We start from the raw sequence: 26,321 nt of genomic DNA on the forward strand, positions 1-26,321 counted from the left end.
GCTTTCGAGGCCCATCGGAAAAGTTCCCGCACCCCAGCATATATTTTTGTGACCGAGTGCAAATTAAGGGATATAAAACCCGGACATAACTTGCAATAAAGAGGTTTCTGACCGACCTTATATGCATTAATTACGAAGCGCAAAAAAATCAAAAATCTCGATTTCCACACAGTGAAGTGAAAACTATGTTGATTCCGTCCAAATTAAGTCGCCCGGTTCGTCTTGACCATACTGTGGTCCGCGAACGCTTGCTGGCGAAACTTTCCGGCGCGAACAATTTTCGACTGGCGCTGGTAACGAGCCCTGCCGGCTACGGCAAAACCACGCTCATTTCGCAGTGGGCATCCGGCAAGACCGATCTTGGCTGGTACTCCCTTGATGAGGGCGATAACCAGCAGGAGCGCTTCGCCAGTTATCTGATCGCCGCCATTCAGCAGGCGACCAACGGACACTGCGTAACCAGCGAAAGCATGGTGCAAAAGCGGCAGTACGCCAGCCTCTCCTCACTGTTTTCCCAACTGTTTATCGAGCTGGCCGAATGGCATCGCCCGCTCTATCTGGTCATTGACGATTATCATCTGATCACCAACCCGGTGATCCATGAGTCGATGCGCTTCTTCCTGCGCCATCAGCCGGAAAACCTGACCCTGGTGGTACTGTCGCGCAACCTGCCGCAGCTGGGCATTGCTAACCTGCGCGTGCGCGATCAGCTGCTGGAAATCGGCAGCCAGCAGCTCTCCTTTACCCATCAGGAGGCGAAGCAGTTCTTTGACTGCCGCCTGAAATCCCCTATCGAGGTGGCGGAAAGCAGCCGCCTGTGCGACGACGTAGCAGGCTGGGCGACCGCCCTGCAGCTTATTGCGCTGTCGGCGCGGCATAACAATAGCCCGACGCAGCAGTCCGCCCGTCGTCTGTCGGGGATCAATGCCAGCCACCTCTCCGATTACCTGGTGGATGAAGTGCTCAACAGCGTCGATCAAACCACCCGTCAGTTCCTGCTGAAAAGCTCCCTGCTGCGCTCGATGAACGATGCCCTGATTGTGCGCGTCACCGGCGAAGACAACGGCCAGATGCGCCTGGAAGAGATTGAGCGTCAGGGGTTGTTCCTGCAGCGTATGGACGACTCCGGCGAATGGTTCAGCTACCATCCGCTGTTTGGCAGCTTCCTGCGCCAGCGCTGTCAGTGGGAGCTGGCGACCGAACTGCCGGAAATCCACCGCGCCGCGGCAGAAAGCTGGATGGCGCAGGGGTTCCCGAGCGAGGCGATTCATCACGCGCTGGCAGCGGGCGATGCCCATATGCTGCGCGATATCCTGCTCAACCACGCCTGGAGCCTGTTTAATCACAGCGAGCTGGCCCTGCTGGAAGAGTCGCTGCGCGCCCTGCCGTGGGAGAGCCTGCTGGAAAATCCACGCCTGGTGCTGCTCCAGGCCTGGCTGATGCAAAGCCAGCATCGCTACAGCGAAGTAAACACCCTGCTGGCCCGCGCCGAGCAGGAGATGAAGGGCGAGATGGATGCCGCCCTGCACGGCGAGTTTAACGCCCTGCGCGCGCAGGTGGCGATCAATGACGGCGACCAGGAAGAGGCCCAGCGCCTGTCGATGGTCGCGCTGGAAGAGCTGCCCCTGGCGAACTTCTACAGCCGTATCGTTGCCACCTCGGTGCATGGGGAAGTGCTGCACTGTAAAGGCGATCTCACCCGCTCCCTGTCGCTGATGCAGCAGACCGAACAGATGGCGCGCCGTCACGATGTCTGGCACTACGCGCTGTGGAGCCTGATCCAGCAGAGCGAAATTTTGTTTGCCCAGGGCTTCCTGCAGGCCGCCTGGGAGACGCAGGAAAAAGCATTCAACCTGATCCGCGATCAGCATCTGGAACAGCTGCCAATGCACGAGTTCCTGCTGCGCATTCGCGCCCAGCTTCTGTGGGCGTGGGCACGTCTGGACGAAGCCGAAAGCACCGCCCGTCTTGGGGTCAATGTGCTCTCCACCTATCAGCCGCAGCAGCAGTTGCAGTGTCTGGGCCTGCTGGTGCAGTGCTCCCTGGCGCGCGGCGATCTCGACAACGCCCGGAACCATCTCAACCGCCTGGAAAACCTGCTCGGCAACGGTCAGTACCACAGCGACTGGGTATCGAACGCCGATAAGGTGCGGGTGATCTACTGGCAGATGACCGGCGACAAGAAATCGGCGGCCAACTGGCTGCGCCAGACGCCGAAGCCGGCGTTCGCCAATAACCACTTCCTGCAGAGCCAGTGGCGCAACATTGCCCGGGCGCAGATCCTGTTAGGCGAATTTGAACCGGCCGAGATGGTGCTGGAAGAGCTGAACGAAAATGCCCGCAGCCTGCGTCTGATGAGCGATCTCAACCGCAACCTGCTGCTGCAAAACCAGCTTTACTGGCAGTCAGGCCGTAAGAATGACGCCCAACGCGTGCTGCTGGAAGCGTTGCAGCTGGCGAACCGCACCGGCTTTATCAGCCACTTTGTGATTGAAGGCGAGACTATGGCGCAGCAGCTGCGCCAGTTGATTCAGCTCAACACGCTGCCGGAGCTGGATCAGCACCGTGCCCAGCGCATTCTGCGTGAGATTAACCAGCATCATCGCCACAAGTTTGCCCACTTCGACGAGACCTTTGTGGAGCGTCTGCTGAATCACCCGGAAGTGCCGGAGCTGATCCGCACCAGTCCGCTGACCCAGCGCGAGTGGCAGGTTCTGGGGCTGATTTACTCAGGCTACAGCAACGAGCAGATTGCCGGTGAGCTGGCGGTGGCGGCCACCACCATTAAAACGCATATCCGTAACCTGTATCAGAAGCTGGGCGTCGCCCACCGTCAGGATGCGGTGCAGCATGCGCAGCAGCTGTTGAAGATGATGGGGTACGGCGTGTAGGGCATTGCCCGGCGGCGCTGCGCTTGCGCGGGTCTACGGTTTTGTTGCCATTTATTGCCCGGCGACGCTACGCTTGCACGGGCCTACGGTTTTGTAGGCCGGGTAAGGCGAAGCCGCCACCCGGCACAAACTCAGCACAGTTCTAACTGCAACTTATGATCGCGAATCACTTTTAACACCCCTTCCGGCGGCATCACATCCGTATAGACCGCATTCACCATACTTATGCTGCCCATATTCACCATCGCGTTACGGCCAAACTTGGAGTGATCCACCACCAGCATGACATGGCGCGAGTTCTCAATGATCGCCCGTTTGGTGCGCACTTCGTGGTAGTCAAACTCCAGCAGCGAGCCGTCCGTATCGATACCGCTGATGCCGAGAATGCCAAAGTCGAGGCGGAACTGGGAGATGAAGTCGAGGGTCGCCTCGCCAATAATGCCGCCGTCACGGCTGCGCAGCTCGCCGCCCGCCAGAATGATGCGAAAGTCCTCTTTCTGCATCAGGGTGGTGGCGACGTTGAGGTTGTTGGTCACGATACGCAGGTTTTCATGGCCGAGCAGGGCATGCGCCACCGCCTCCGGCGTGGTGCCGATGTCGATAAACAGCGTCGCGCCGTTGGGGATCTGACTGGCGACCTTACGGGCGATACGCTCCTTTTCCGAGGTCTGCGTCGCCTTGCGGTCATGCCAGGGGGTGTTGACCGAACTGGAGGGCAGCGCCGCGCCGCCGTGGTGGCGCAGGATACGGTTCTGATCGGCCAGGTCGTTGAGGTCGCGGCGGATGGTCTGCGGGCTGACGGCAAACTGCTCCACCAGCTCTTCGGTACTGACGTATCCCTGCTTTTTCACCAGGTCAATAATGGCATCATGACGTTGTGTTTGTTTCATCGGAGTTCCCTGCCAGATTTATGTTCGTTTTCGCGCATTGAGCGTATCGGCAAACGCCATCGCCAGCCCGACCGCCAGCCCGGCAACGTGAGCACCGTTGGCAATCGCCATACCAAACAGATCAAACCATCCGGCAATAATCCAGATTAACGCGAAAGTCATTAACCCGCGCTGCAGGTAGATACCGCTCTCTGGATCGCGCTCGCCGCGCAGCCAGACATAGCCCATCAGCGCGTAGACCACGCCAGAAAGCCCGCCAAACCACGGGCCGCTGAATTTATGCTGAATAAAGCCGCTAAGCAGCGCGCTGATGAGGGTGAGCACGATGAGCTTGCCGCTGCCGAGCCGTTTCTCCACCGCCCCGCCGAGATACCACCACCACAGCAGGTTAAAGAGGATATGCAGGAACGAGAAGTGCATCAGCGCGTGGGTGAAGTAGCGCCAGAATTCGAACTCTAACGAGGCGTCATAGGGCCAAGCCAGCAGCAGCATGATCTGCTGATCGCCCACCACGCTCATCATAATGAAGACCAGAATGCAGGCCGCCATTAACCCCAGGGTAAACGGCCCCGCGCGTTCGCGCACGGTCGCAAGGAAAGGAAAGCGCTGATAACGCAGGCCGCTACCGGTATGGCCGGACTGCCAGCTCGCCGCCAGATAGCGCGCATCGCCGGGATTTTCCAGAAAACGCGCCAGCTCTGCCTCAACCCGGGCAGCCTGGCTCTCATCCGCCAGCCAGACGTCGGTTTGCGTATGTTGTTGAATGGTAAGAATGACACCCTGCGTCGCCATGTAGTCGACAAACGCCTGGGCGACGCGCGGGTTGTTAAAAGAGGTGATCAGTAGCATCGGCGGCAGTCGCTTATTCCACACAAAAGGGGACAGTATATACCCTAAATGCCCGCGTGCTCGACTTCTGCCGGGAAATGACGGTGCCAGGCATCGAAGCCGCCGTCCACGCTGTAAACCGAGTCATAGCCCTGTTGCAGCAGATATTGCGCCGCCCCCTTACTGCTGTTGCCGTGATAGCACATCACCATCACCGGGGTGTCGAAATCGTTGTCACGCATAAACTCGGCGAGCGAGGCATTGGTCAGATGGAATGCGCCCGGGGTGTGGCCCATCGCAAAACTTTGCGGATCGCGAATATCCACCAGCACTGCGGTGCCCTGGTGCATCTTCTGATGGGCTTCTTCTACGTTAATACATTCAAATTGTTCCATGGTGCTCTCTGTTGTCTGTTCACGTGCCGTGCGGCCTGGGACCGCACTATTTTAACGGTTAGTGTACGTCGTGGCGGCGGGTAAACGCCATTATGTTAGCTCTATCACTCAAAAATGTTTTTTTGATGTTACTAAAATCCATTTCCTTTGCTAATATGAGCGATATCGAACATTTTTGAGCTTTAACGAAAGTGCTGAGGGTACAATGGAAACTAAAGATCTGATTGTAATAGGTGGCGGTATCAACGGTGCAGGCATTGCGGCTGATGCGGCCGGGCGCGGGTTATCTGTCCTGATGCTGGAAGCGCAGGATCTCGCCTGTGCCACCTCCTCCGCCAGCTCCAAACTGATCCACGGTGGCCTGCGTTACCTGGAACACTACGAGTTCCGCCTGGTGAGTGAAGCCCTGGCGGAACGTGAAGTGCTGCTGAAAATGGCTCCCCATATCGCCACGCCGATGCGTTTTCGTCTGCCGCACCGCCCGCATCTGCGCCCGGCATGGATGATCCGCATTGGTCTGTTTATGTACGATCACCTGGGCAAACGCACCAGCCTGCCCGCCTCTGCCGGTGTGCGTTTTGGCGCAGACTCGGTGCTGAAGCCTGAGATTGTGCGCGGATTCGAATATTCCGACTGCTGGGTGGACGATGCCCGCCTGGTACTGGCCAACGCGCAAATGGTTGAACGTAAAGGCGGCGAGGTGAAAACCCGCACCCGCGCGGTCTCGGCGCGCCGGGAAAAAGGGCTGTGGATCGTCGAAGCGGAAGATATCGATACCGGCGAGCGCTTCAGCTGGCAGGCACGCGGGCTGGTGAACGCAACCGGCCCCTGGGTGAAGCAGTTCTTTGACCAGGGGATGCAGCTGCCGTCGCCGTATGGCATCCGCCTGATCAAAGGCAGTCACATTGTAGTGCCGCGCGTCCATACCCAGAAGCAGGCCTATATTCTGCAAAACGAAGACAAGCGCATCGTGTTTGTCATCCCGTGGATGGATGAGTTCTCCATCATCGGCACCACCGACGTGGAGTACAAAGGCGATCCGAAGAACGTTGAGATCGACGAGAGCGAAGTCAGCTATCTGCTGGAGGTCTATAACGCGCACTTTAAAAAGACGCTGGCGCGCGAGGATGTGGTCTGGAGTTACTCTGGCGTACGTCCGCTGTGCGACGACGAATCCGATTCACCGCAGGCTATTACTCGCGACTACACGCTCGATATTCACGACGATCACGGCAAAGCGCCGCTGCTGTCGGTGTTTGGCGGCAAGCTCACCACCTACCGTAAGCTGGCGGAACATGCGATGGAAAAACTGGCCCCCTTCTACCAGGGTATCGGCCCGGCATGGACCAAAGGCGCGGTGCTGCCCGGCGGTGATATCGGCGGCAACCGCGATGACTATGCGGCAAAACTGCGCCGTCGCTATCCGTTTATCAGCGAATCCATGGCCCGCCACTTTGCCCGCACCTACGGCAGCAATAGCGAGCTGATCCTGAACGGGGCGAAGGATCTGACCGATCTGGGCGAACATTTTGGCCATGAGTTTTACGAGGCGGAACTGCGCTACTTAGCCGACCACGAGTGGGTACGCCGCGCGGACGATGCGCTCTGGCGTCGCACCAAAGAGGGGATGTGGCTTAATGCGGAACAACAGTCGCGCGTGGCGCTGTGGCTGGCGCAGCGTATGGGAAAGCGTGAGCTGTCGTTAGCATCATAAAAAATGCCCGGTGGCGCTAACGCTTACCGGGCCTACAGGTTTCATGCGGGCTTCGTGCCCGGTGGCGCTGGCGCTTACCGGGCCTACAAAAGACAAATGAACGTAGGCCGGGTAAGGCGCAGCCGCCACCCGGCGTTTTTTTTACAACCGCACCGGTTTGATATGCCAGATGTTCTCGGCATACTCCTGAATGGTGCGATCCGACGAGAAGTAGCCCATATTGGCGATGTTGTGCATCGCTTTGGTGGCCCACTCTTCCGGCTTACGGTACAGCTCGTCCACCCGGTCCTGACAATCCACATAGCTGCGGTAGTCCGCCAGCACCTGGTAGTGGTCACCGAAGTTAATCAGCGAATCCACCAGGTCGCGATAGCGGCCAGGCTCATCCGGGTTAAATACCCCGGTGCCGATCTGGGTCAGCACCTGACGCAGCTCTTCATCCTGCTCGTAATAATCACGCGGTGAGTAGCCCTTAGCACGCAGCGCCTCCACCTCTTCTGTGGTGTTACCGAAGATAAAGATGTTCTCTTCACCCACGTGCTCCAGCATCTCAACATTGGCGCCATCCAGCGTGCCGATGGTCAGCGCGCCATTGAGGGCAAACTTCATGTTACTGGTGCCCGACGCCTCGGTGCCTGCGGTGGAGATCTGCTCCGAGAGATCGGCGGCCGGAATGATCAGCTGGGCCAGACTCACGCTGTAGTTCGGGATGAAGACGACCTTCAGCTTGTCGCCAATCTGCGGATCGTTATTGATCACCTTCGCCACATCGTTGATCAGATGAATAATGTGCTTCGCCATGTAGTAGGCCGACGCCGCTTTCCCGGCGAAAATGTTCACGCGTGGCACCCAGTCCGCATCAGGGTCGGCCTTGATGCGGTTGTAGCGGGTGATCACGTGCAGCACGTTCATCAGCTGACGCTTGTACTCGTGGATACGTTTGATCTGGACGTCGAACAGCGCTTTCGGGTTAGCGACTACGTTCAGATGCAGCGCCATCCACACCGCCAGCCGCTTTTTATTGAGCAGCTTGGCATCACGCACCGCTTTATTCACCGTCGGGAAGTCAGCATGCTGCTCAAGCTCGCTCAGCTGGCTTAAATCGGTCCGCCAGGTGCGACCGATGTTCTCGTCGAGCACATCGGAGAGCGGCTGGTTCGCCAGCGCCAGCCAGCGGCGCGGCGTTACCCCGTTGGTGACGTTGCAGAAACGCATCGGGAAAATTTTCGCAAAGTCTGCGAACAGCGACTGCACCATCAGGTTCGAGTGCAGCTCAGACACGCCATTGACCTTGTGGCTGATCACCACCGCCAGCCACGCCATGCGCACCCGGCGGCCATTGGATTCATCAATGATCGAGGTGCGGCTCAGCAGGCCGGTGTCGTGCGGATACTGCTCCTGCAACGTTCTCAGGAAGAAGTCGTTAATCTCAAAGATAATCTGCAGGTGGCGCGGCAGGATTTTGCCCAGCATATCCACCGGCCAGGTTTCCAGCGCTTCGCTCATCAACGTGTGGTTGGTGTAGGAGAAGACCTGGCAGGTCACCTCAAACGCCTCGTCCCAGCTGAACTTATGCTCGTCAATCAGCAGGCGCATCAGCTCAGGGATCGACAACACCGGGTGGGTATCATTCAGGTGAATCGCGATCTTATCCGCCAGATTGGCGTAGGTTTTGTGCAGCTGGTAGTGACGGCTCAGGATATCCTGAATGGTCGCGGAGACCAGGAAGTACTCCTGACGCAGGCGCAGCTCGCGCCCGGAGTAGGTGGAATCATCCGGATAGAGCACCCGGGAGACGTTCTCGGAGTGGTTTTTATCTTCCACCGCCGCGAAGTAGTCGCCCTGGTTGAACTTACCGAGGTTAATCTCGCTACTGGCCTGGGCGTTCCACAGGCGCAGCGTGTTGGTGGCGTCAGTGTCGTAGCCGGGAATGATCTGATCGTAAGCCACGGCCAGGATCTCTTCGGTCTCGACCCAGCGGCTCTTCTTGCCTTCCTGCTGAATACGGCCACCGAAGCGGACTTTATAACGGGTATTGTGGCGCTTGAACTCCCACGGGTTGCCGTACTCCAGCCAGTAGTCCGGAGACTCTTTCTGTCGGCCATCGACAATGTTCTGTTTGAACATGCCGTAATCGTAGCGGATACCGTAGCCACGCCCTGGCAGGGCGAGGGTCGCCAGCGAATCGAGGAAGCAGGCTGCCAGACGACCCAGACCACCGTTGCCGAGGCCAGGGTCGTTCTCTTCGTCAATCAGCTCTTCTAAATCTAACCCCATCTCTTCCAGCGCGGTTTTGACGTCGTCATAGATACCCAGCGACAGCAGCGCGTTGGAAAGGGTGCGGCCAATCAAAAACTCCATCGACAGATAGTAAACCTGGCGAGTCTCCTGTGAGAGCTGAGCGCGGTTGGAGCGCAGCCAGCGCTCAACCAGCCGGTCACGCACCGCAAACAGGGTGGCGTTGAGCCATTCATGTTTGTTGGCGATGACCGGGTCTTTGCCAATGGTGAACATCAGCTTGTAAGCAATGGAGTGCTTTAACGCCTCAATGCTTACCGTGGGAGACGCATAGGAAAAGGGTGCATTCATATCTCTGATTCCAGCATTGTTACATCAAGCGTTGATAAAGATCGCGGTAGGACTGCGCCGCAACTTGCCAGCTAAAATCCATGGCCATCGCCTGACGTTGAACAAAACGCCATAAAGAAGGACGTGACCACAACACGAAAGCACGACGAATCGCGCGTAACAGCGACCAGGCATTACTGTCTTCAAAGACAAATCCGGTGGCGATCCCATCCGCCAGATTCTCCAGCGAGGTGTCGGATACGGTATCCGCCAGCCCGCCAGTACGCCGCACCAGTGGCAGTGTGCCGTACTTCAGACCATACAGCTGGGTTAAGCCGCAGGGCTCAAAACGGCTCGGCACCAGAATAACGTCTGCGCCCGCCATGATGCGGTGCGAAAACGCTTCGTGATAGCCAATCTGCACACCCACCTGTCCCGGATGTTCGGCGGCGGCGGCGAGGAAGCCCTCCTGCAGTACCGGATCGCCCGCCCCTAGCAGCGCCAGTTGCCCGCCCTGCTCCAGCAGACCCGGCAGCGCCTCGAGCACCAGATCGAGTCCTTTCTGGCTGGTCAGACGGCTTACCACCGCAAACAGCGGCACCTTGTCGTTGACCTTCAGTCCCATGGCAACCTGCAGCTGACGTTTGTTCTCGGCCTTATCTTCCACGGAGTCGCGGTTATAGCGCGCGCCCAGCAGCAGATCGGTTTCCGGACTCCAGATTTTTTCATCCACGCCGTTGAGAATGCCCGACAGTCGGCCTTCGCGATGACGCTGACTGAGCAGCCCCTCCATCCCATAGCCAAACTGCGCTTCGGTGATCTCCCGCGCGTAGGTTGGACTGACGGCGGTAATGTGATCGGCGTAGTAAAGCCCGGCCTTGAGGAAGGAGATCTGCCCCTTAAACTCCAGCCCGTGCATATTAAAGAATGACCATGGCAAATCGATGTCATCCATATGTTTGGCGAAATACATGCCCTGGTATGCCAGGTTATGCACGGTAAAGACCGACTTCGCCGGATGGCCGCGTGCCGCCAGATAGGCTGGCGCTAACCCGGCGTGCCAGTCGTGGGCATGCACCACGTCCGGACGCCAGAACGGATCCAGCCCACAGGCCATCTCCGCCCCTACCCAGCCGAGCAGCGCGAAACGCAGCACGTTATCGGTATAGGCAAACAGGTTAGTGTCGTGGTACGGGCTCCCTGGGCGGTCATAAAGATGCGGCGCGTCAATCAGGTAGATGCCCACGCCGTTGTAATGGCCAAACAGTAATGTGATGCGCCCGGCAAAGGTCTCGCGGCGGCTGACGATCTGCGCGTCAGGCACGCCGCGACGAATATCTGGAAAAGCGGGTAACAGCACGCGGGTATCAACCCCACCTGCAATTTGCGCCGCCGGTAACGCCCCTATCACATCCGCCAACCCGCCGGTTTTGAGCAACGGGAACATTTCAGAACAAACGTGTAAAACCTGCATCATCGCTCCTGTTTGATCTGCAGTTTACGCAGCATTTCACGCGTAACCAGCACGATACCTTCTTCTGAGCGGTAGAAACGGCGCGCGTCCTCTTCCGCATTTTCTCCAATTACCATGCCTTCCGGAATCACGCAGGCACGGTCGATAACGCAACGACGCAGGCGGCACGAGCGGCCCACCCAGACGTCGGGTAACAGCACTGATGAATCAATATTGCAGAAGGAGTTCACCCGCACGCGCGGGAACAACACCGACTGCACCACCACCGAGCCGGAGATAATGCACCCGCCGGAAACCAGCGAGTTCAGGGTCATGCCGTGGCTGCCCGAACGGTCCTGGACAAATTTTGCCGGCGGCAGAGACTCCATATGAGTACGAATCGGCCAGTTATGGTCGTACATATCCAGTTCCGGCGTGACAGAGGCCAGATCGAGGTTAGCCTTCCAGTACGCCTCCAGGGTTCCTACATCGCGCCAGTACGGTTCTGAATTCGGATCGGACTGCACGCAGGAGAGCGGGAAAGGATGTGCATAGGCCATGCCAGATTTGGTGATTTTCGGGATGATGTCTTTGCCGAAGTCGTGGCTGGATTTTTCATCCTTGTCGTCCTCTTCCAGCAGCTGGTAAAGGTAATCTGCATCAAAGACATAGATACCCATGCTGGCAAGCGCTTTAGTGTCATCGCCCGGCATTGAAGGTGGGTTTGCCGGTTTTTCTACGAAATCGATCACCTTGTCGTTTTCGTCCACCGCCATGACGCCAAACGCCGTCGCCTCGGCAACGGGCACCGGCAAACAGGCTACGGTGCAGCGCGCCCCTTTTTCGACATGGTCGATAAGCATGCGCGAGTAGTCCTGCTTGTAGATATGGTCCCCGGCAAGGATCACCACATACTCGGCATTATAACGGCGGATGATATCGAGGTTCTGCGTGACCGCATCGGCGGTGCCGCGGTACCAGTTTTCGCCATGTACGCGCTGTTGGGCAGGCAACAGATCGACAAACTCGTTCATCTCCTCACTGAAGAACGACCAGCCGCGCTGAATGTGCTGCACCAGAGTGTGTGACTGATACTGGGTAATGACGCCAATACGGCGAATGCCTGAGTTGAGGCAATTGGACAGAGCAAAATCGATAATACGGAATTTACCGCCGAAGTGGACGGCGGGTTTGGCGCGCTTGATCGTTAAATCTTTTAATCGGGTACCGCGGCCGCCAGCAAGAATCAGGGCAACAGACTTCAATGGCAGCTGACGCGCCAACATTAGAGGGTCGTTCTTATCTAACCTAACCATGATCAACTCCTTTTATTATCATCTCTGGAATACACATACACCGTGCGCAGGCCCATGCCAGACAGTCATAACGACCGGATTATCCTCTCCGGCAAATGGGGGGATAGCCCGCCACTCCCCTTCAGGTAAAATAATTTCTGCGACCTCATCTGTGGCATTGAGGGTGATGAGCCAGCAATCCGAAAGCAGGATTTGCAGGCGCGGCACACCGTTCTGCCACTCGTGCGCACCTAACGGTTGCGCCATTTTATTTAACCAGCGAACGTTGCCGTCGCCCTCTTCCCACCACCGATCCTCGGTGAGCGCCGGGATCTGCTTACGCAGATGGACCAACGCGGCAGTAAAGGCGACGAGTCCCTCGTTTGCCTGCTGCCAGTCAAGCCAGGTTAACGCGTTATCCTGGCAATAAGCATTGTTGTTGCCGTGCTGACTGTGGCCATGTTCATCGCCCGCCAGCAGCATCGGCGTACCCTGTGACAGTAAAAGCGTCGTCAGCAGCGCATGCACGCTGGCGCGGCGCCGCTCGATCACATCCAGATTGCCACTTAACCCTTCAACGCCATGGTTAAAACTGTGGTTACTGGAGGTGCCGTCACGGTTCTCTTCACCGTTTGCTTCATTGTGTTTCTGATTGAAACAAACGCAGTCGCGCAAGGTGAAACCGTCGTGCGCCGTCAACAGGTTGATCGACGCGGAAGGCAAGCGCCCGTTGCGTTTAAACAGATCGCTGGAAGCGGCGAAACGTCCGGCAAATGTTCCCAAAGAGAGATCGCGCGCCAACCAGAAGCGGCGCGCCGCATCACGATAGTGATCGTTCCACTCCGCAAACGGCGGCGGGAAATTTCCCACCTGGTAGCCGCCCGGGCCGATATCCCAGGGTTCTGCAATCAGCTTCACACCTGAGAGCAGCGGGCAGTTTTTTATCGCCTCAAACAGCGGCGACTGCTGGCTGAATTCCGGCGTGCGTCCCATCACCGACGCAAGATCAAAACGAAAACCGTCGACATGGAAGGTTTCAACCCAGTACTTCAGGCAGGCATACGCATAGTCTGTCACTGCCGGATGGCTGAGATTGAGAGTGTTACCGCAACCGGTCCAGTTGTGATAATCACCATCCTCTCTTAACCAATAATAGCTAGGGTTATCAATTCCGCGCAGGGAGAACGTCGGCCCCTCAAGATCCAGCTCGGCGCTGTGATTGAGGACGATATCCAGAATGACCTCGATACCCGCTTCGTGCAGCGCCTTCACCGCGTCACGAAACTCATCTCTTGCCCGGTCGGGATGCGAGGCATAGCGCGGTTCAAGGGCGAACATCGCCATTGGGTTATAGCCCCAGTAGTTACTGAGACCGAGGCGTTGCAGGCGCGGCTCGCTGGCGAAATGGGCCACCGGCAATAATTCCAGCGCAGTGATGCCGAGGTGCTTAAAATAAGCAATCATCACCGGGTGGCTGAGCGCTTTGTAGGTGCCGCGGATATCTTCGGGGAGGTCAGGGTGCAGCCAGGTCAGCCCTTTGACATGGGCTTCATAGATAACCGTTTTGCCCCACGGTATGTTGGGCGGGGCGTCCTCTTCCCAGTCGTAGTGATCGCTGACCACGACGCTTTTTGGCGCAACGGCCGCACTGTCACGGTGATCCGGGGTATCTTTGCCGCTGTGCAGCAGGGGATCATCATTCAGCGTGCCTTCGACCTGATACGCGCGCGGGTCAAGCAGCAGTTTTGCCGGGTTAAAGCGCAGCCCCTTTGCCGGATCCCACGGGCCATAAACCCGAAAGCCATAGCGCATGCCGGGGCGGGCATGTTCCAGATAGCCATGCCAGATATCGCCGCTGCGCGCCACCATATCGTACCGATGTTCAATGCCTTTGCCGTCAAACACGCAGAGTTCAACCCGATCAGCGTGGGCGGAAAAGAGAGTGAAATTCACTCCTTTTCCGTCATAGCATGCGCCAAGCGGAGCGGGTTTACCTGCGGCGAGTTGCGTCATTCCCCCTCCCGGACCAGCCAGATAGTGGCTAACGGCGGCAACGTAATGCTCAGGGATTGTGGACGACCGTGGCTCTCCTGCTCATCGCTCTGTACCAGCCCCCCGTTACCCGCGTTGCTGCCGTGATAGTGCATGGAGTCGGTATTCAGCACTTCACGCCATTTGCCTGGCTGATTGATGCCGAAACGGTAGTGATGGCGCGTCACCGGGGTGAAGTTACTGGCGACGATAATTTCGTTACCCGCCTTGTCGCGACGGACAAAGATCAGCACCGAGCGCTCGTGGTCATCCACCACCAGCCACTCAAAGCCGTAATCATCAAAGTCGAGTTCGTGCAGGGCTTTGTGGTGACGGTAGGTATGGTTGAGGTCGCGCACCAGGCGCTGAACGCCGTGGTGCCAGTTGTCGCCCCCTTCCAGCAGATGCCAGTCGAGGCTCGCATCGTGGTTCCACTCGCGGCCCTGGGCGAACTCGTTGCCCATAAACAGCAGCTTTTTCCCCGGGAAGGCGAACATCCAGCCGTAGTAAGCGCGCAGATTGGCAAATTTCTGCCACGCGTCTCCTGGCATACGGTCGAGAATCGATTTTTTGCCGTGCACCACTTCATCGTGGGAGAGCGGCAGGACAAAGTTCTCGGTGCCGTTATAGAGCATGCCGAAGGTCAGTTTGTCGTGATGATACTGACGATGCACCGGATCCAGCTTCATGTAATCCAGGGTGTCATGCATCCAGCCCAGGTTCCACTTGTACCAGAAGCCCAGCCCGCCCATTGACGGCGGACGGGAGACGCCCGGGAAGTCGGTGGACTCTTCAGCCATCGTGACCGCCCCTGGCGCCTGTTCGCCAAGAATGCGGTTGGTGCTGCGCAGAAACTCAATCGCTTCCAGGTTTTCACGGCCCCCGAACTCGTTCGGGATCCACTCGCCCTCTTTGCGGCTGTAGTCGCGGTAGATCATCGAGGCGACGGCGTCCACGCGCAGGGCATCAATGCCGAAACGCTCGATCCAGTAGAGGGCGTTGCCCACCAGGTAGTTGGTCACTTCCCGACGGCCATAGTTATAGATCAGGGTATTCCAGTCCTGGTGATAGCCTTCCCGCGGGTCGCTGTGCTCATACAGGCTGGTGCCGTCAAATTGCGCGAGGCCAAAATCATCGGACGGGAAGTGGCCTGGCACCCAGTCGAGGATCACGTTCAGCCCGGCGGCGTGCGCGGCGTTGATAAAATAGCGGAAGTCGTCGCGGGTGCCGAAACGGCGGGTCGGGGCATACATCCCGGTTGGCTGGTAGCCCCAGCTGCCGTCAAACGGATGCTCGTTAATGGGCAGCAGTTCCAGATGGGTAAAGCCCATCCACTTCACATAGGGGATCAGTTGGTCGGCCAGCTCCCGGTAGCTGAGCCAGAAGTTGTTGTCGGTATGACGACGCCAGGAGCCAAGATGGACTTCATAAATAGAGATCGGCATATCGAACTGGTTCGCCCGAATACGCTCTTCGCTCTGGGCGACTTTCTCCGGCAGGCCGCAAATGAGTGACGCCGTTTCCGGGCGCATCTGCGCTTCGAAGGCATACGGATCAGCCTTGATGCGCAGCTTGCCCTGCGCATCGATCAGCTCATATTTGTAGAGCTGGCCGTTCAGGGCTCCGGGGATAAATAGCTCCCAGATGCCGGTTTCACGCCGCAGACGCATCGGATGGCGACGGCCATCCCAGTAGTTGAACTGCCCCACCACGGAGACGCGCTGGGCATTCGGCGCCCAGACGGTAAAACGGGTGCCGGTGACGCCATCCATGGTGTCGGCATGGGCGCCAAGCGTTTCATAAGGACGCAGGTGCGTACCTTCAGACAGTAGCCAGGCATCCATCTCCTGCAACAGTGGACCAAAGCGATAGGGATCGTCGATCAGATTCTGTTGTCCATGCCAGATCACAGCGAGCTGGTAGCGGAAGAAATTTTTACGGCGGGCCATCACGCCAGCGAAAAAGCCGCGTGAATCGAGACATTCGAGTTTCCCGACCTTGCGGCCGGTTTTAGGTTCAATCACCCACACTTCCGTTGCGTCAGGTAACAGTGCCCGGACTTCCAGGCCGGCATCAGTGCGGTGCATGCCAAGTACAGAAAACGGATCCGCAAAGTGACCCGTAATAAGCGCATTAATCACGTCTCTATCAATACGAACGGACATGGTATTCATCCTGTTTTTTTAGTTGCCGCCCCTTTCGCGCGCCGGGTACGACCTTGATGTGACCTGAACGGAACCGCACATTGTGCATCCTCTCTGTTCCGTTCAACCTCCAGGCGGAATATGTGACATCCCGCATAAAGCATAGCCAACGCTTTATATGACTCCTGAAAAATTATGGACCATTTGGCGTTTACTCCATGTAGTACGCAAAAAAAGGGGTGATAAATCACCCCTTAGTATTAAGTATTTATTACGCGAGCTGGCGCAGCATTCTGCGCAGCGGTTCGGCAGCACCCCACAACAGCTGGTCGCCGACGGTAAAGGCGGAGAGGTACTCCGGCCCCATATTTAGTTTACGCAGACGGCCTACCGGGGTAGATAATGTGCCGGTGACGGCCGCAGGGGTCAGTTCGCGCATGGTGATGTCGCGGTCGTTTGGCACCACTTTCGCCCACGCATTGTGTGATGCGAGCAGTTCTTCCACGGTTGGGATAGACACATCTTTTTTCAGTTTAATGGTGAATGCCTGGCTGTGGCAGCGCAGTGCACCGATGCGCACGCACAGGCCATCAACTGGGATCGCGGAAGCGGTACGCAGGATTTTGTTGGTCTCAGCCTGGCCTTTCCACTCTTCGCGGGTCTGGCCATTATCCAACTGTTTGTCGATCCACGGGATCAGGCCACCGGCCAGCGGTACGCCGAAGTTATCCACCGGCAGCTCGCCGCTGCGGGTCAGCTGAGTCACTCTGCGTTCGATATCGAGGATAGCGGACGCCGGGTTTGCCAGCTCATCAGCAACACTGTGGTGCAGTTGGCCCATCTGGGTCAGCAGTTCGCGCATATGGCGCGCGCCGCCGCCGGAGGCCGCCTGGTAGGTCGCCACAGAGACCCACTCCACCAGATCCTGAGCAAACAGGCCACCCAGCGACATCAGCATCAGGCTGACGGTGCAGTTGCCGCCCACGAAGGTCTTCACGCCCTTGTTCAGGCCGTCGGTAATGACATCCTGGTTAACCGGGTCAAGAATAATGATGGCGTCGTCTTTCATGCGCAGCGAAGAGGCCGCGTCAATCCAGTAGCCCTGCCAGCCGCTTTCACGAAGCTTTGGATAAATTTCGTTGGTATAATCGCCGCCCTGGCAGGTGACAATAATATCCAGCGCCTTCAACGCTTCCAGATCGTAAGCATCCTGCAATGTGCCTGTGGTACCTCCAAAGGACGGTGCAGCCTGGCCGAGCTGGGAAGTGGAGAAGAAGACCGGACGGATAGCGTCGAAATCGCGCTCTTCAACCATGCGTTGCATGAGTACAGAGCCGACCATACCGCGCCAGCCGATAAAACCAACGTTTTTCATAGCATTTTTTTCCTGCAGAGGGTGTGTGCTGTTTGTGCAAGCCAGTATTGAACTGGGATATGCTTCACATTACAAAATGCTGCCAAAGTCGCAAGCGAAATTAATCGATGATTGCCCGGCTATCAGAAAAAGAGCTAATCATCGGGGAAACCATACAAGTATCAGGGATAATTTACGATGAGTGAAATCATTTCCGCAGCTGTTTTATTGATCCTAATTATGGATCCACTCGGAAACTTGCCTATTTTCATGTCGGTGTTGAAGCACACCGAGCCGAAGCGCCGTCGGGCCATCATGATCCGCGAGCTGCTCATCGCTCTGCTGGTGATGTTTATCTTCCTGTTTGCCGGCGAGAAAATTCTCGCATTCCTGAACTTACGCGCTGAAACGGTCTCCATTTCCGGCGGGATCATTCTGTTCCTGATTGCCATCAAAATGATTTTCCCGAGCACCGAAGGCAACAGCAGCGGCCTGCCTGCGGGTGAAGAGCCGTTTATTGTGCCGCTGGCGATCCCGCTGGTCGCCGGGCCGACCATCCTGGCGACGCTGATGCTGCTGTCGCATCAGTATCCGAACCAGATGAGCCATCTGGTGATTGCCCTGCTGATTGCCTGGGGCGGAACGTTCATCATTCTGCTGCAGTCGTCGCTGTTTTTGCGCCTGCTGGGGGAGAAAGGGGTAAATGCGCTGGAGCGGCTGATGGGGCTGATTCTGGTGATGATGGCGACACAGATGTTCCTGGATGGGATTCGGGCGTGGATGAAGGGGTGAGGGTTTATGGGGTGATGGGGTGAGAATATGCGGCGGGGGTGGTAGTTCCGTTCACTTTACTGCCAGTACTTCTCTGTTACACCCGCGCCGGTGAACGTGCCAGGGTGGCTCAGTCGCCACCACCCTGGCAACCCGGGCTACCGGCAAGAAAATCGCCGCTTCGCGGATTGTTCGCCCCATCTCTGGGGCTCACCCCTTCGGGGCCAGCGCAAGCGCTGTCCAAAATTGCTCCCGGCAATTTTGTCTTCGTCTTTTTCCCTCCGGCTATCGGGTCGGGCACCAGCCTGCATCCATGCAGGCTATGCCCTCTCGGCGCGTCCATGCGCCTCGCCCCGGCCTGCGGGAAACGACTCAGCGATTTTCAGCCGGACCTGGGTGCCGCTGTAGCTTTTTTACTTTCCTGTAATTTGGCCATCGCGTTAAGAAATGTAGGCCGGGTAAGCACAAGCGCCACCCGGCGTTTTACAGCAGCACGACACCTTCATCTGTGCGCAGCCAGCGCGGTGCTTTTAGCGTATCGCTATAAAAACTGACCAGTTCCTGGAGTAAATCTCCTGCCACTCTTTCATCACTTTTTGACAGGGATTGACTGAGAAGTAGCTGTGTTAATAGCTGGCAGTAACGCCCAAGCTGATCTGCTTCCGGCTCAAAGACCGGCACGTCCAGCGGCAAGTCATCCACCGTCAGGCTCGCTTTTAAATGCTCGGGTACAGGTTCAAGCAGGGTTGGCTGAAGCAGAGCAAGACAAGCTGAAAGCCGCCCGCACAGCGCCATCTTTTGCGCCGGATCGTCGCACTCGGCCAGTACATCAACAAAGCGCGCACAGTTATCCGCCAGCGCAGTGAAATCCGTGTTGTGATCGAAGGGTGTGGTGAATAAAGAGTGAGAAAAGCTAAGGGTAGTAGTCATAAGACAGCCTCTGATGAGTTAATTTGACCACCACAGAAGGGACCAACCTTACTGGTGATGGACTGAACGGAGTTGGTCCTACCGGCCTCATCAGCTACCGGCGCACCTTGCGGTGCCACCGTCCAGCCCACCATTGAGGTGTAACGGGCTGCGCGATAAAAACGAGCTTTATCACGGATGAGAATAACAGGGGACCAACCCTGACGCCCGATTTTGCAGGCGTGGCGAGAAGATACCGCTTTGCTGAGGGTGTATCAAGCGAGGCTCTGGAAGGCTGCTCGCATAACCCGAAATTAAATCTCCAGCGGCAAAAGTAGTCAGATAAGCACAACACCCGCAGCGGCTCCCTGTTCCGGCTGAAAATCGCCGAAGCGTTGACGGGAGGCCGGGGCGAGGCGCAGGGATGCGCCGAGAGGGGGCGACCTACAGGGATGTAGGATCGCCCCCGACCCGATAGCCGGAAGGAATAAGCTGAGGGCACCGCGAAGCGGCGATTTTCCTGGCCGGGAGCCGGGGTGGTCAGGGGGGCGGCGGCGAGCCCCCCTGACACGTTCACGGGTTCTGGCGCCCCAGAGAAGCATTGAACGTAAAGTGAACGGAACCGCCAACAGAGCCGCATGTTCTCCTGCACGCACAAAAAAGCCGGGTGGCGGCTACGCCTTACCCGGCCTACGTCCCTCCGCATAACCCGAAATTAAATCTCCAGCAGCGAAAAGGGCCAGGTAAGCACAACACCCGCAGCGGCTCCCTGGTCCGGCTGAAAATCGCCGAAGCGTTGACGGGAGGCCGGGGCGAGGCGCAGGGACGCGCCGAGAGGGGGCGACCTACAGGGATGTAGGATCGCCCCCGACCCGATAGCCGGAAGGAATAAGCTGAGGGCACCGCGAAGCGGCGATTTTCCTGGCCGGGAGCCGGGGTGGTCAGGGGGGCGGCGGCGAGCCCCCCTGACACGTTCACGGGTTCTGGCGCCCCAGAGAAGCATTGAACGTAAAGTGAACGGAACCGCCAACGGAGCCGCATGTTCCCCTGTACACACAAAAAAGCCGGGTGGCGGCTACGCCTTACCCGGCCTACGGTTTACGGTAGCCGCTAGCTCAACAACGTAAACGCAATCATCCCGACAATCGCCCCGGTCGTCCCGAGGATAGTTTCCATCATCGTCCAGGTCTTCAGCGTCTGCGCTTCCGTCGCCCCGGTAAATTTACCGAACAACCAGAATCCCGCGTCGTTCACATGAGAGACCACAATAGATCCCCCCGCGATACAGATAGAGAGCGCCGCCATCTGCGCGCCGGAGTAGTTCAGCTGTTCAATCACCGGCATCACCAGCCCGACGGCGGTCAAACAGGCCACGGTAGCGGAGCCCTGAATGATACGCACCGCCGCAGCCAGCACGAAGCAGGTCACCGCAATCGGCAGACCCATACCGGTAAGCGCCCCACCTAACGCCGGGCCAACGCCGGAATCCACCAGCACCTGCTTGAACACGCCGCCCGCACCGATCACCAGCAGAATAATACCCGCCGGCTGCAGCGCTGCACCGCAGATCTCCATCACGCGGTCTTTTGCCATGCCCTGGCGCATTGCCAGACCATAAATCGCCACCAGACAGGCCACCAGGATCGCCGTGAACGGGTGACCGATAAACTCAAACCATTCGTAGGCGGTAGAGCCTTCCGGCACAAAGCGCGCGGCGATGGTTTTGAGCCCGACCAGCACCAGCGGCAGCAGGATCAGGGCAAGGCTAAAGCCGAAGGAGGGCATTTTGTTTTCGCCCAGATGCGGCTCGGTGATCTCGTCAGGAATGTGCAACTCAACGTAACGGCTGATAAAGTTACCCCACAGCGGACCGGCAATGAGCATGCCCGGGATTGCCGCGCACAGGCCGATGAGGATCATCCAGCCAAAATCAGCGTGCATCTGCGAGGCCAGCAGCATCGGCGCGGGGCCAGGCAGCAGGAACGCGGCGGCGGCGGCGACACCGGCAAACAGCGGAATAACAAGCTTCACAAGGTTGGTGCCGGTGTGGCGCGCCATCGAAAACGCCACGCTAATCAGCAGCACTACCGCCACTTCAAAAAACAGCGGCAGGGCGCAAATCAGACCGGCCAGACCGATGGCGTAATGCGCCCGGCTGTGACCGAAAGATTTCAGCATCTTGACGGCGATCTGATCGACCGCGCCGGTTTCATGCAGGATTTTGCCAAACATCGCGCCAAGCGCGACCACAATCGCCAGGAAGCCCAGCGTGCCTCCCATCCCTTTTTCCATGGTCGCAGCGATTTTGTCGAGCGGCATGCCGGAAAAGAGACCTGCACCAATAGAGACCACCATCAAAGCCACGAAGGCGTGCATACGGGCCTTCATGACCAAAAACAGCAGTAGCAGCACGGAGCCTACTGCTGTTAAAACAAGCGTTAACGTACTCAAAACTTACTGCCTTTTGTTGATGACCTCAATGGTGCTTGCCACAACACCGTCTAACGGTTGATCGATATCGACCACCAGCACATCGCTTTCATCTGCGCCCGGCTCTTGCAGGGTTTCAAACTGCGTCACCAGCATCTGGGTCTTAAAGAAGTGCCCTTTGCGCGCTTTCAGACGGCTTTCGATCACCTCAAAGTCGCCCTTCAGGTAGATGAAAGAGAGGTTGGCGTTACCTTCGCGAAGCTGGTCGCGGTAGGCTTTTTTCAACGCAGAGCAGACGATCAGCGAGACTTTGTTGGTGCGCTGCATGGCAAACGCCGCATCGTTCAGGGCCTGCAGCCATGGTTTACGATCGTCGTCGTTCAGCGGCTCACCTGAGGCCATTTTGTTGATGTTGCTGCGCGGATGGAGAAAATCACCATCAAGAAACGCAGCATGGATTTGATGTGCCACTTCGCTGGCAACGGCGGACTTACCGCTACCGGAAACGCCCATCAGGACATAAACGTGGTGATCTGGATTTGTGGTGCTCAAAGTATGTCCCTCAGTCGATTGTTACGGGTAACAGTTATCGGTAACATTGTCCTGCCGGGGCTGAAGAGAAGCAATATCCAAACGTGCGCGAAGTGAATAAGTGTGAGCTAGTTCAAACTTGTCACGCTAAATAGATCCGCCTGGTGACAGGGTGAAACCTAAATCTAACATTTTAGGCGACACCGCTTCACCACGAATGCGCGCCAGCAGGCGTTCCGCACCGATACGGCCCATGCGTTCACGCGGCGTCAGGACGCTCGCCAGACGCGGCTCCATGACCTGGCCGATGTCGTGACCGTGGAAACCGGCAATCGCCATATCCTGCGGGATTTTCAGGCCCAGACGCTGGCATTCAAAAGCGGCGCCCACCGCGAGGTCATCGTTAGTACAGAAGATGCCATCAAGCTGCGGATATTCACGACGCGCCTGACGCATCAGCTCAATGCCGGAGGTGTAGGAAGAGGACTGCTCTACCATCACACTGTAGGGCGTTAAGTTCGCGTCGAGCATCGCCTGCTCGTACCCCTTCTGTTTGATGATAGTACGTTCGTCCAGACGTGCGCCAAGATAGGCGACATGGCGATGGCCGCGGGCGATGATCGCCGCCGTCATCTGCCGGGCCGCTTCAAAGTTATCGAACCCGACCGCGATATCCAGGCACGGCGACTGGCTGTCCATCAGCTCCACCACCGGAATACCCGCCACTTCGATCATCTTCAGCGTGCGTGGGGTGTGGGTGCGTTCGGTCAGGATCAGGCCGTCAATGTTCCAGGAAAGCATAGATTCGAGACGCTCCTCTTCCAGCTCCGGCTTGTAGCCGTAGTGGGCGAGCATGGTCTGATAGCCAAAGGCGTCGGTGACGCTTTCGATGCCGCGAAGCACCTCGGCGAAAACCTGGTTGGTTAAGGAGGGAAGCAGGACGCCCACCGCACGGCTGGTCGCATTCGAGAGAATGTCGGGTGCACGGTTGGGGATATAACCCAGTTCATCGAGAGCAGCAGCAATCTTGCCACGTAAGGCCACGGAAACCTGTTCCGGGTTACGTAAAAAACGGCTGACCGTCATTTTGGTCACACCGACGCGATCGGCGACATCCTGAAGTACGGGGCGTTTCTTTTTCATCGTCCTGAGAAATCATGAGTGAGAGATTTTCTCAGTTTATCACGGACAAAGCGCAACCTTCCCCGTTTAAAGGGAAGGTTGCGTAATTATTTAGACCGGCGGCAGGTCGAACAGCAGGATTTCAGCGGCGCTGTCAGCATGGACAGAGATCGCCTGCTCATCCCAGATGGCCAGACCGTCGCTGGTGGTCGCTTTAGTGCCGTTGATGGTCACGTCGCCTTTCACCACCTGGATCCACACTTTACGGTTGGCGGCAATCTGGTGCACAGACTGCTCATCTTTCGCCAGCGCCCAACGGTACAGCTCCATATCCTGATGCACTTTCAGCGAACCTTCACGCGCATCCGGTGACAGGACCAGCTGTTTACCCTGCTGCGCGTCAAAGCGGCGTTGCTCGTAGCGCGGGGTGATGCCTTTCGCTTCTGGAATGATCCAGATTTGATAGAGGTGCAGTTTTTCCGTTTTGCTCGGGTTGTATTCAGAGTGACGCACTCCGGTACCCGCACTCATAATCTGGAACTCACCCGCTGGCACCTGCTCTTTATTACCCATGCTGTCCTGGTGCTCCACCGCCCCTTCCAGCACGTAAGTCAGGATTTCCATATCTTTGTGCGGGTGGGTACCGAAGCCCTGGCCTGCGTCAATCACGTCATCGTTGATCACGCGCAGTGCCGAGAAGCCCATAAAATTCGGGTCGTAATAATCGGCGAACGAGAAGCTGTGCCATGAGTCCAGCCAGCCATGATTTGCGTGTCCACGGTCGTTTGCTTTGCGTAAGAAGATCATTGTTTTTACCCTCAGTTCGTTTCGATGGAGTAAGTGTGGACGCAATCGACCTGGGATCATAGAGGGTGAAAATTGACTCCTCTGTTCAAAATATCTGAACAAGCACAGAGGAGTCATTCAGGCTTATCGGGCAAGGGTTATCGTGGCAGGTGATGCCTGTTCGAAGGCGCGTTCAAGGATTTCCAGGTTGGTCATCACTTCAATTTCCTTGACGTAATTTGGCGCGCCGCAGGTGAGGGTCTGGTACAGCGCATCGTAGACCTGGCCATAGTCGCCGGTGCCCGGTTTGATCTCCTCTTTCACCGTCACACCCGCGTCGTTAACGTACTCCAGCACGCCCACGGAATCGTCCGCCGCAAACCCTGGTTCACCCGGCATGATATTAGCCTTCAGGCTGGTCTCCTGCTGGTCGATACCGTATTTGATAAACGAGCCTTTGGTGCCGTGAACGATAAATTTCGGGTAATCGGTCTTTACCAGATGGCTGGTTTTGACAATCGCTTTCAGGTCGCCGTAGAAGAGCTGTGCTTCAAAGGTATCGTCCGGGTTGACTTTATTACGCAGGCTGCGGATGTCATAGGCCACGTGATCCGGGCGGCCAAACAGGCTGATTATCTGGTCCATGGTATGGACGCCAAGGCCATAGAAGGAGCCATCCTGCGGCAGGCCGGGTTTGGTCTCCGCCACCGGGCGGTAGTAATCGAAGTGGCTTTCGATTTCGACAATCTCGCCCAGCTTGCCGCTCTCAATCGCCTGCTTCGCGGTAAGGAAGCAGGTGTCAAAGCGACGGTTCTGATAGGGCGTGACGGTCAGCCCTTTGCTGGGCGCCAGCTCGAACAGCGTTTTCGCCTCGGCCATCGTCGGGGTAAATGGCTTCTCCACCAGCACGTTTTTACCCGCTTCCAGCGCGCGTTTCGCATACTCAAAATGGCTGTCGGCATGGGTACAGACGATCACCAGCTTCACCTCGGGATCGTTCAATACCTCGTCGAGATCGCTGGTGAAGTGAATATGGGAGTACTGCGGAGACTGCTCTTCCGGTTTCGGGTGGCGGCGGAAGATATGCGCCACATGCCAGCTGGCTTTACGGGTAAGTACATAGGGAAGGTGATAGCGGGTGGTGCTTTTGCCAAATCCAATAAATGCGCAGTGTAGTGTCATGATGTTGTTCCTGGCTAAGGTCTCTGCCTTCAACCATAGCGCAACCTGCTGGCGAATTTAACCCCATCAATCTTTTAGGCTTATTCCGGGGGGAAAACCGCGCGGTGAATATATTGCTATATCGAATCCGAAAATAAGGGGCATAACCTTGACCCTGCTGCTGAATCCCAGGATAAGAAGGCAGTCAAATTAACATGCTCGCGAAAGGAGTCGCGCTCATTTTCTATGGACAGAAAATACCTCGCGTTAAATAGCGCACTTCTCTTCTGGCTGCTCGCCCTGGTCGCCTGGGGCTTCAACGCCCGCTCCCTGACGTGGCTGTTCGCGGCATTAACCCTAATGGCTTTTAGTCTCCCTCTCCTATCTAATCAGGTTAACCTCATGTTTAAAAAACAAAAAAAGATCGAAACTGACAAGCAAGAAATCCTCCCTCAGGCACCGGTCATTGAAAAAGAACCTACTGCGGTGGAGAAGTACGGCACCACCGTCATAGCCAGCGATGTGCAATTTGAAGGCAATATCGTTTCCGGCGGGCACGTCTATGTTCACGGCACACTGAACGGCAATATCGACTCTAAAGAGAGCCTGATAAAAATTATGCGTGGCGGCCAGGTGGAGGGAAACATCACCTGCCGGGAGCTGATCGTGGACGGTAAGGTCATCGGTCAGTGCAGCAGCGATACTATTGAAATCTGCGAAAATGGTCAGATTACCGGCACCCTGCTCTACCGGACCCTGGCGATCAAAAAAGGCGGCGTCTTTTCCGGGCAGGCGGAGGTCTTACCGACTGTGACGGAGAAGAACAACGTGGTGGGTATGATAAAAGAGAACCTGTCTGATATGCCGGATCGCCTGCATTCACAAAAGCTTTAAACAAAAAAAAGCCAGCGAGACGCTGGCTAAAATAATACTGGAAGCAATGTGAGCAATGTCGTGCTTTCAGGTTTCCGTCGTGGACTCCCTGAACGCAAGACAATAATAATCATTCTCATTCGCACTTGTCCAATACTTTTTTGCAAAAAATGGC

19 protein-coding genes are annotated in these 26,321 nt (G+C 57.0%); 4 read left to right on the forward strand and 15 right to left on the reverse strand.

Going from position 1 to position 26,321, the window contains the following annotated elements; genetic code table 11:
- Positions 1 to 185 precede the first annotated feature (185 nt).
- Complete coding sequence (gene malT, locus C2U54_RS03065) at positions 186 to 2,891, forward strand: HTH-type transcriptional regulator MalT (protein WP_103177327.1); 2,706 nt, start codon at positions 186 to 188, stop codon at positions 2,889 to 2,891.
- 131 nt (positions 2,892 to 3,022) lie between these two features.
- Here the strand turns inward: malT and C2U54_RS03070 are convergent, their stop codons facing one another.
- From C2U54_RS03070 to glpE, 3 genes are read right to left on the reverse strand one after another with little or no spacing between them, the layout of a single operon-like run.
- Positions 3,023 to 3,781 (reverse strand): DeoR/GlpR family transcriptional regulator, encoded by a 759-nt coding sequence (locus C2U54_RS03070; RefSeq protein ID WP_103177328.1) that lies wholly within the window; start codon positions 3,779 to 3,781, stop codon positions 3,023 to 3,025.
- 18 nt (positions 3,782 to 3,799) lie between these two features.
- Positions 3,800 to 4,630: a rhomboid family intramembrane serine protease GlpG gene (gene glpG, locus C2U54_RS03075; RefSeq protein ID WP_103177329.1), complete on the reverse strand. Its 831-nt coding sequence runs from the start codon at positions 4,628 to 4,630 to the stop codon at positions 3,800 to 3,802.
- Positions 4,631 to 4,674: 44 nt separating this feature from the next.
- On the reverse strand, positions 4,675 to 5,004 hold the full coding sequence (gene glpE / locus C2U54_RS03080) for a thiosulfate sulfurtransferase GlpE (RefSeq protein WP_103177330.1): 330 nt from the start codon (positions 5,002 to 5,004) through the stop codon (positions 4,675 to 4,677).
- A 205-nt stretch (positions 5,005 to 5,209) separates the two neighbouring features.
- Here glpE and glpD point away from each other — a divergent pair, with 205 nt between their 5' ends.
- The gene (glpD, locus tag C2U54_RS03085) at positions 5,210 to 6,718 is read left to right on the forward strand and encodes a glycerol-3-phosphate dehydrogenase (RefSeq protein WP_103177331.1); all 1,509 of its coding nucleotides are present in this window, start codon (positions 5,210 to 5,212) and stop codon (positions 6,716 to 6,718) included.
- Between the two features lie 141 nt (positions 6,719 to 6,859).
- Here the strand turns inward: glpD and glgP are convergent, their stop codons facing one another.
- The 6 genes from glgP to asd all read right to left on the reverse strand — a co-directional run bounded on the left by glgP (position 6,860) and on the right by asd (position 17,584).
- Positions 6,860 to 9,307: a glycogen phosphorylase gene (gene glgP, locus C2U54_RS03090; RefSeq protein WP_103177332.1), complete on the reverse strand. Its 2,448-nt coding sequence runs from the start codon at positions 9,305 to 9,307 to the stop codon at positions 6,860 to 6,862.
- Between the two features lie 19 nt (positions 9,308 to 9,326).
- A complete protein-coding gene (gene glgA / locus C2U54_RS03095; RefSeq protein WP_103177333.1) occupies positions 9,327 to 10,760 on the reverse strand; it encodes a glycogen synthase GlgA in 1,434 nt (477 codons plus the stop codon).
- Complete coding sequence (glgC, locus tag C2U54_RS03100) at positions 10,760 to 12,055, reverse strand: glucose-1-phosphate adenylyltransferase (RefSeq protein WP_103177334.1); 1,296 nt, start codon at positions 12,053 to 12,055, stop codon at positions 10,760 to 10,762. The genes glgA and glgC overlap by 1 nt, the downstream gene beginning before the upstream one ends.
- Positions 12,056 to 12,073: 18 nt before the next feature.
- On the reverse strand, positions 12,074 to 14,047 hold the full coding sequence (gene glgX, locus C2U54_RS03105) for a glycogen debranching protein GlgX (protein ID WP_103177335.1): 1,974 nt from the start codon (positions 14,045 to 14,047) through the stop codon (positions 12,074 to 12,076).
- Entirely contained in the window at positions 14,044 to 16,230 is a 2,187-nt protein-coding gene (gene glgB / locus C2U54_RS03110) for a 1,4-alpha-glucan branching enzyme (protein ID WP_103177336.1), read from the reverse strand. The genes glgX and glgB overlap by 4 nt, the downstream gene beginning before the upstream one ends.
- Before the next feature lie 250 nt (positions 16,231 to 16,480).
- Positions 16,481 to 17,584 (reverse strand): aspartate-semialdehyde dehydrogenase, encoded by a 1,104-nt coding sequence (asd, locus tag C2U54_RS03115; RefSeq protein ID WP_103177337.1) that lies wholly within the window; start codon positions 17,582 to 17,584, stop codon positions 16,481 to 16,483.
- A gap of 177 nt (positions 17,585 to 17,761) precedes the next feature.
- Here asd and yhgN point away from each other — a divergent pair, with 177 nt between their 5' ends.
- Entirely contained in the window at positions 17,762 to 18,355 is a 594-nt protein-coding gene (gene yhgN, locus C2U54_RS03120) for an NAAT family transporter YhgN (RefSeq protein ID WP_103177338.1), read from the forward strand.
- Between the two features lie 462 nt (positions 18,356 to 18,817).
- On the opposite strand, the gene C2U54_RS03130 is transcribed toward yhgN, so the two are convergent.
- The 6 genes from C2U54_RS03130 to C2U54_RS03160 form a co-directional block, all read right to left on the reverse strand.
- Positions 18,818 to 19,264, reverse strand: coding sequence for a hypothetical protein (locus C2U54_RS03130; protein ID WP_103177339.1), 447 nt, complete (start codon positions 19,262 to 19,264; stop codon positions 18,818 to 18,820).
- Between the two features lie 1,089 nt (positions 19,265 to 20,353).
- On the reverse strand, positions 20,354 to 21,694 hold the full coding sequence (gene gntU / locus C2U54_RS03140) for a gluconate transporter (protein WP_103177340.1): 1,341 nt from the start codon (positions 21,692 to 21,694) through the stop codon (positions 20,354 to 20,356).
- 3 nt (positions 21,695 to 21,697) lie between these two features.
- Positions 21,698 to 22,225, reverse strand: coding sequence for a gluconokinase (gntK, locus tag C2U54_RS03145; protein WP_103177341.1), 528 nt, complete (start codon positions 22,223 to 22,225; stop codon positions 21,698 to 21,700).
- A gap of 126 nt (positions 22,226 to 22,351) precedes the next feature.
- Entirely contained in the window at positions 22,352 to 23,347 is a 996-nt protein-coding gene (gene gntR / locus C2U54_RS03150; protein ID WP_103177342.1) for a gluconate operon transcriptional repressor GntR, read from the reverse strand.
- A 90-nt stretch (positions 23,348 to 23,437) separates the two neighbouring features.
- On the reverse strand, positions 23,438 to 24,133 hold the full coding sequence (locus C2U54_RS03155) for a pirin family protein (protein ID WP_103177343.1): 696 nt from the start codon (positions 24,131 to 24,133) through the stop codon (positions 23,438 to 23,440).
- A 123-nt stretch (positions 24,134 to 24,256) separates the two neighbouring features.
- Complete coding sequence (locus tag C2U54_RS03160) at positions 24,257 to 25,294, reverse strand: oxidoreductase (RefSeq protein ID WP_103177344.1); 1,038 nt, start codon at positions 25,292 to 25,294, stop codon at positions 24,257 to 24,259.
- A 225-nt stretch (positions 25,295 to 25,519) separates the two neighbouring features.
- On the opposite strand from C2U54_RS03160, the gene C2U54_RS03165 reads away from it, so the two are divergent.
- The gene (locus C2U54_RS03165; RefSeq protein WP_103177345.1) at positions 25,520 to 26,167 is read left to right on the forward strand and encodes a bactofilin family protein; all 648 of its coding nucleotides are present in this window, start codon (positions 25,520 to 25,522) and stop codon (positions 26,165 to 26,167) included.
- The last annotated feature ends 154 nt before the right edge of the window (positions 26,168 to 26,321 follow it).

It is taken from the genome of Leclercia sp. LSNIH1, from assembly GCF_002902985.1.
Classification (GTDB): Bacteria; Pseudomonadota; Gammaproteobacteria; order Enterobacterales; family Enterobacteriaceae; genus Enterobacter.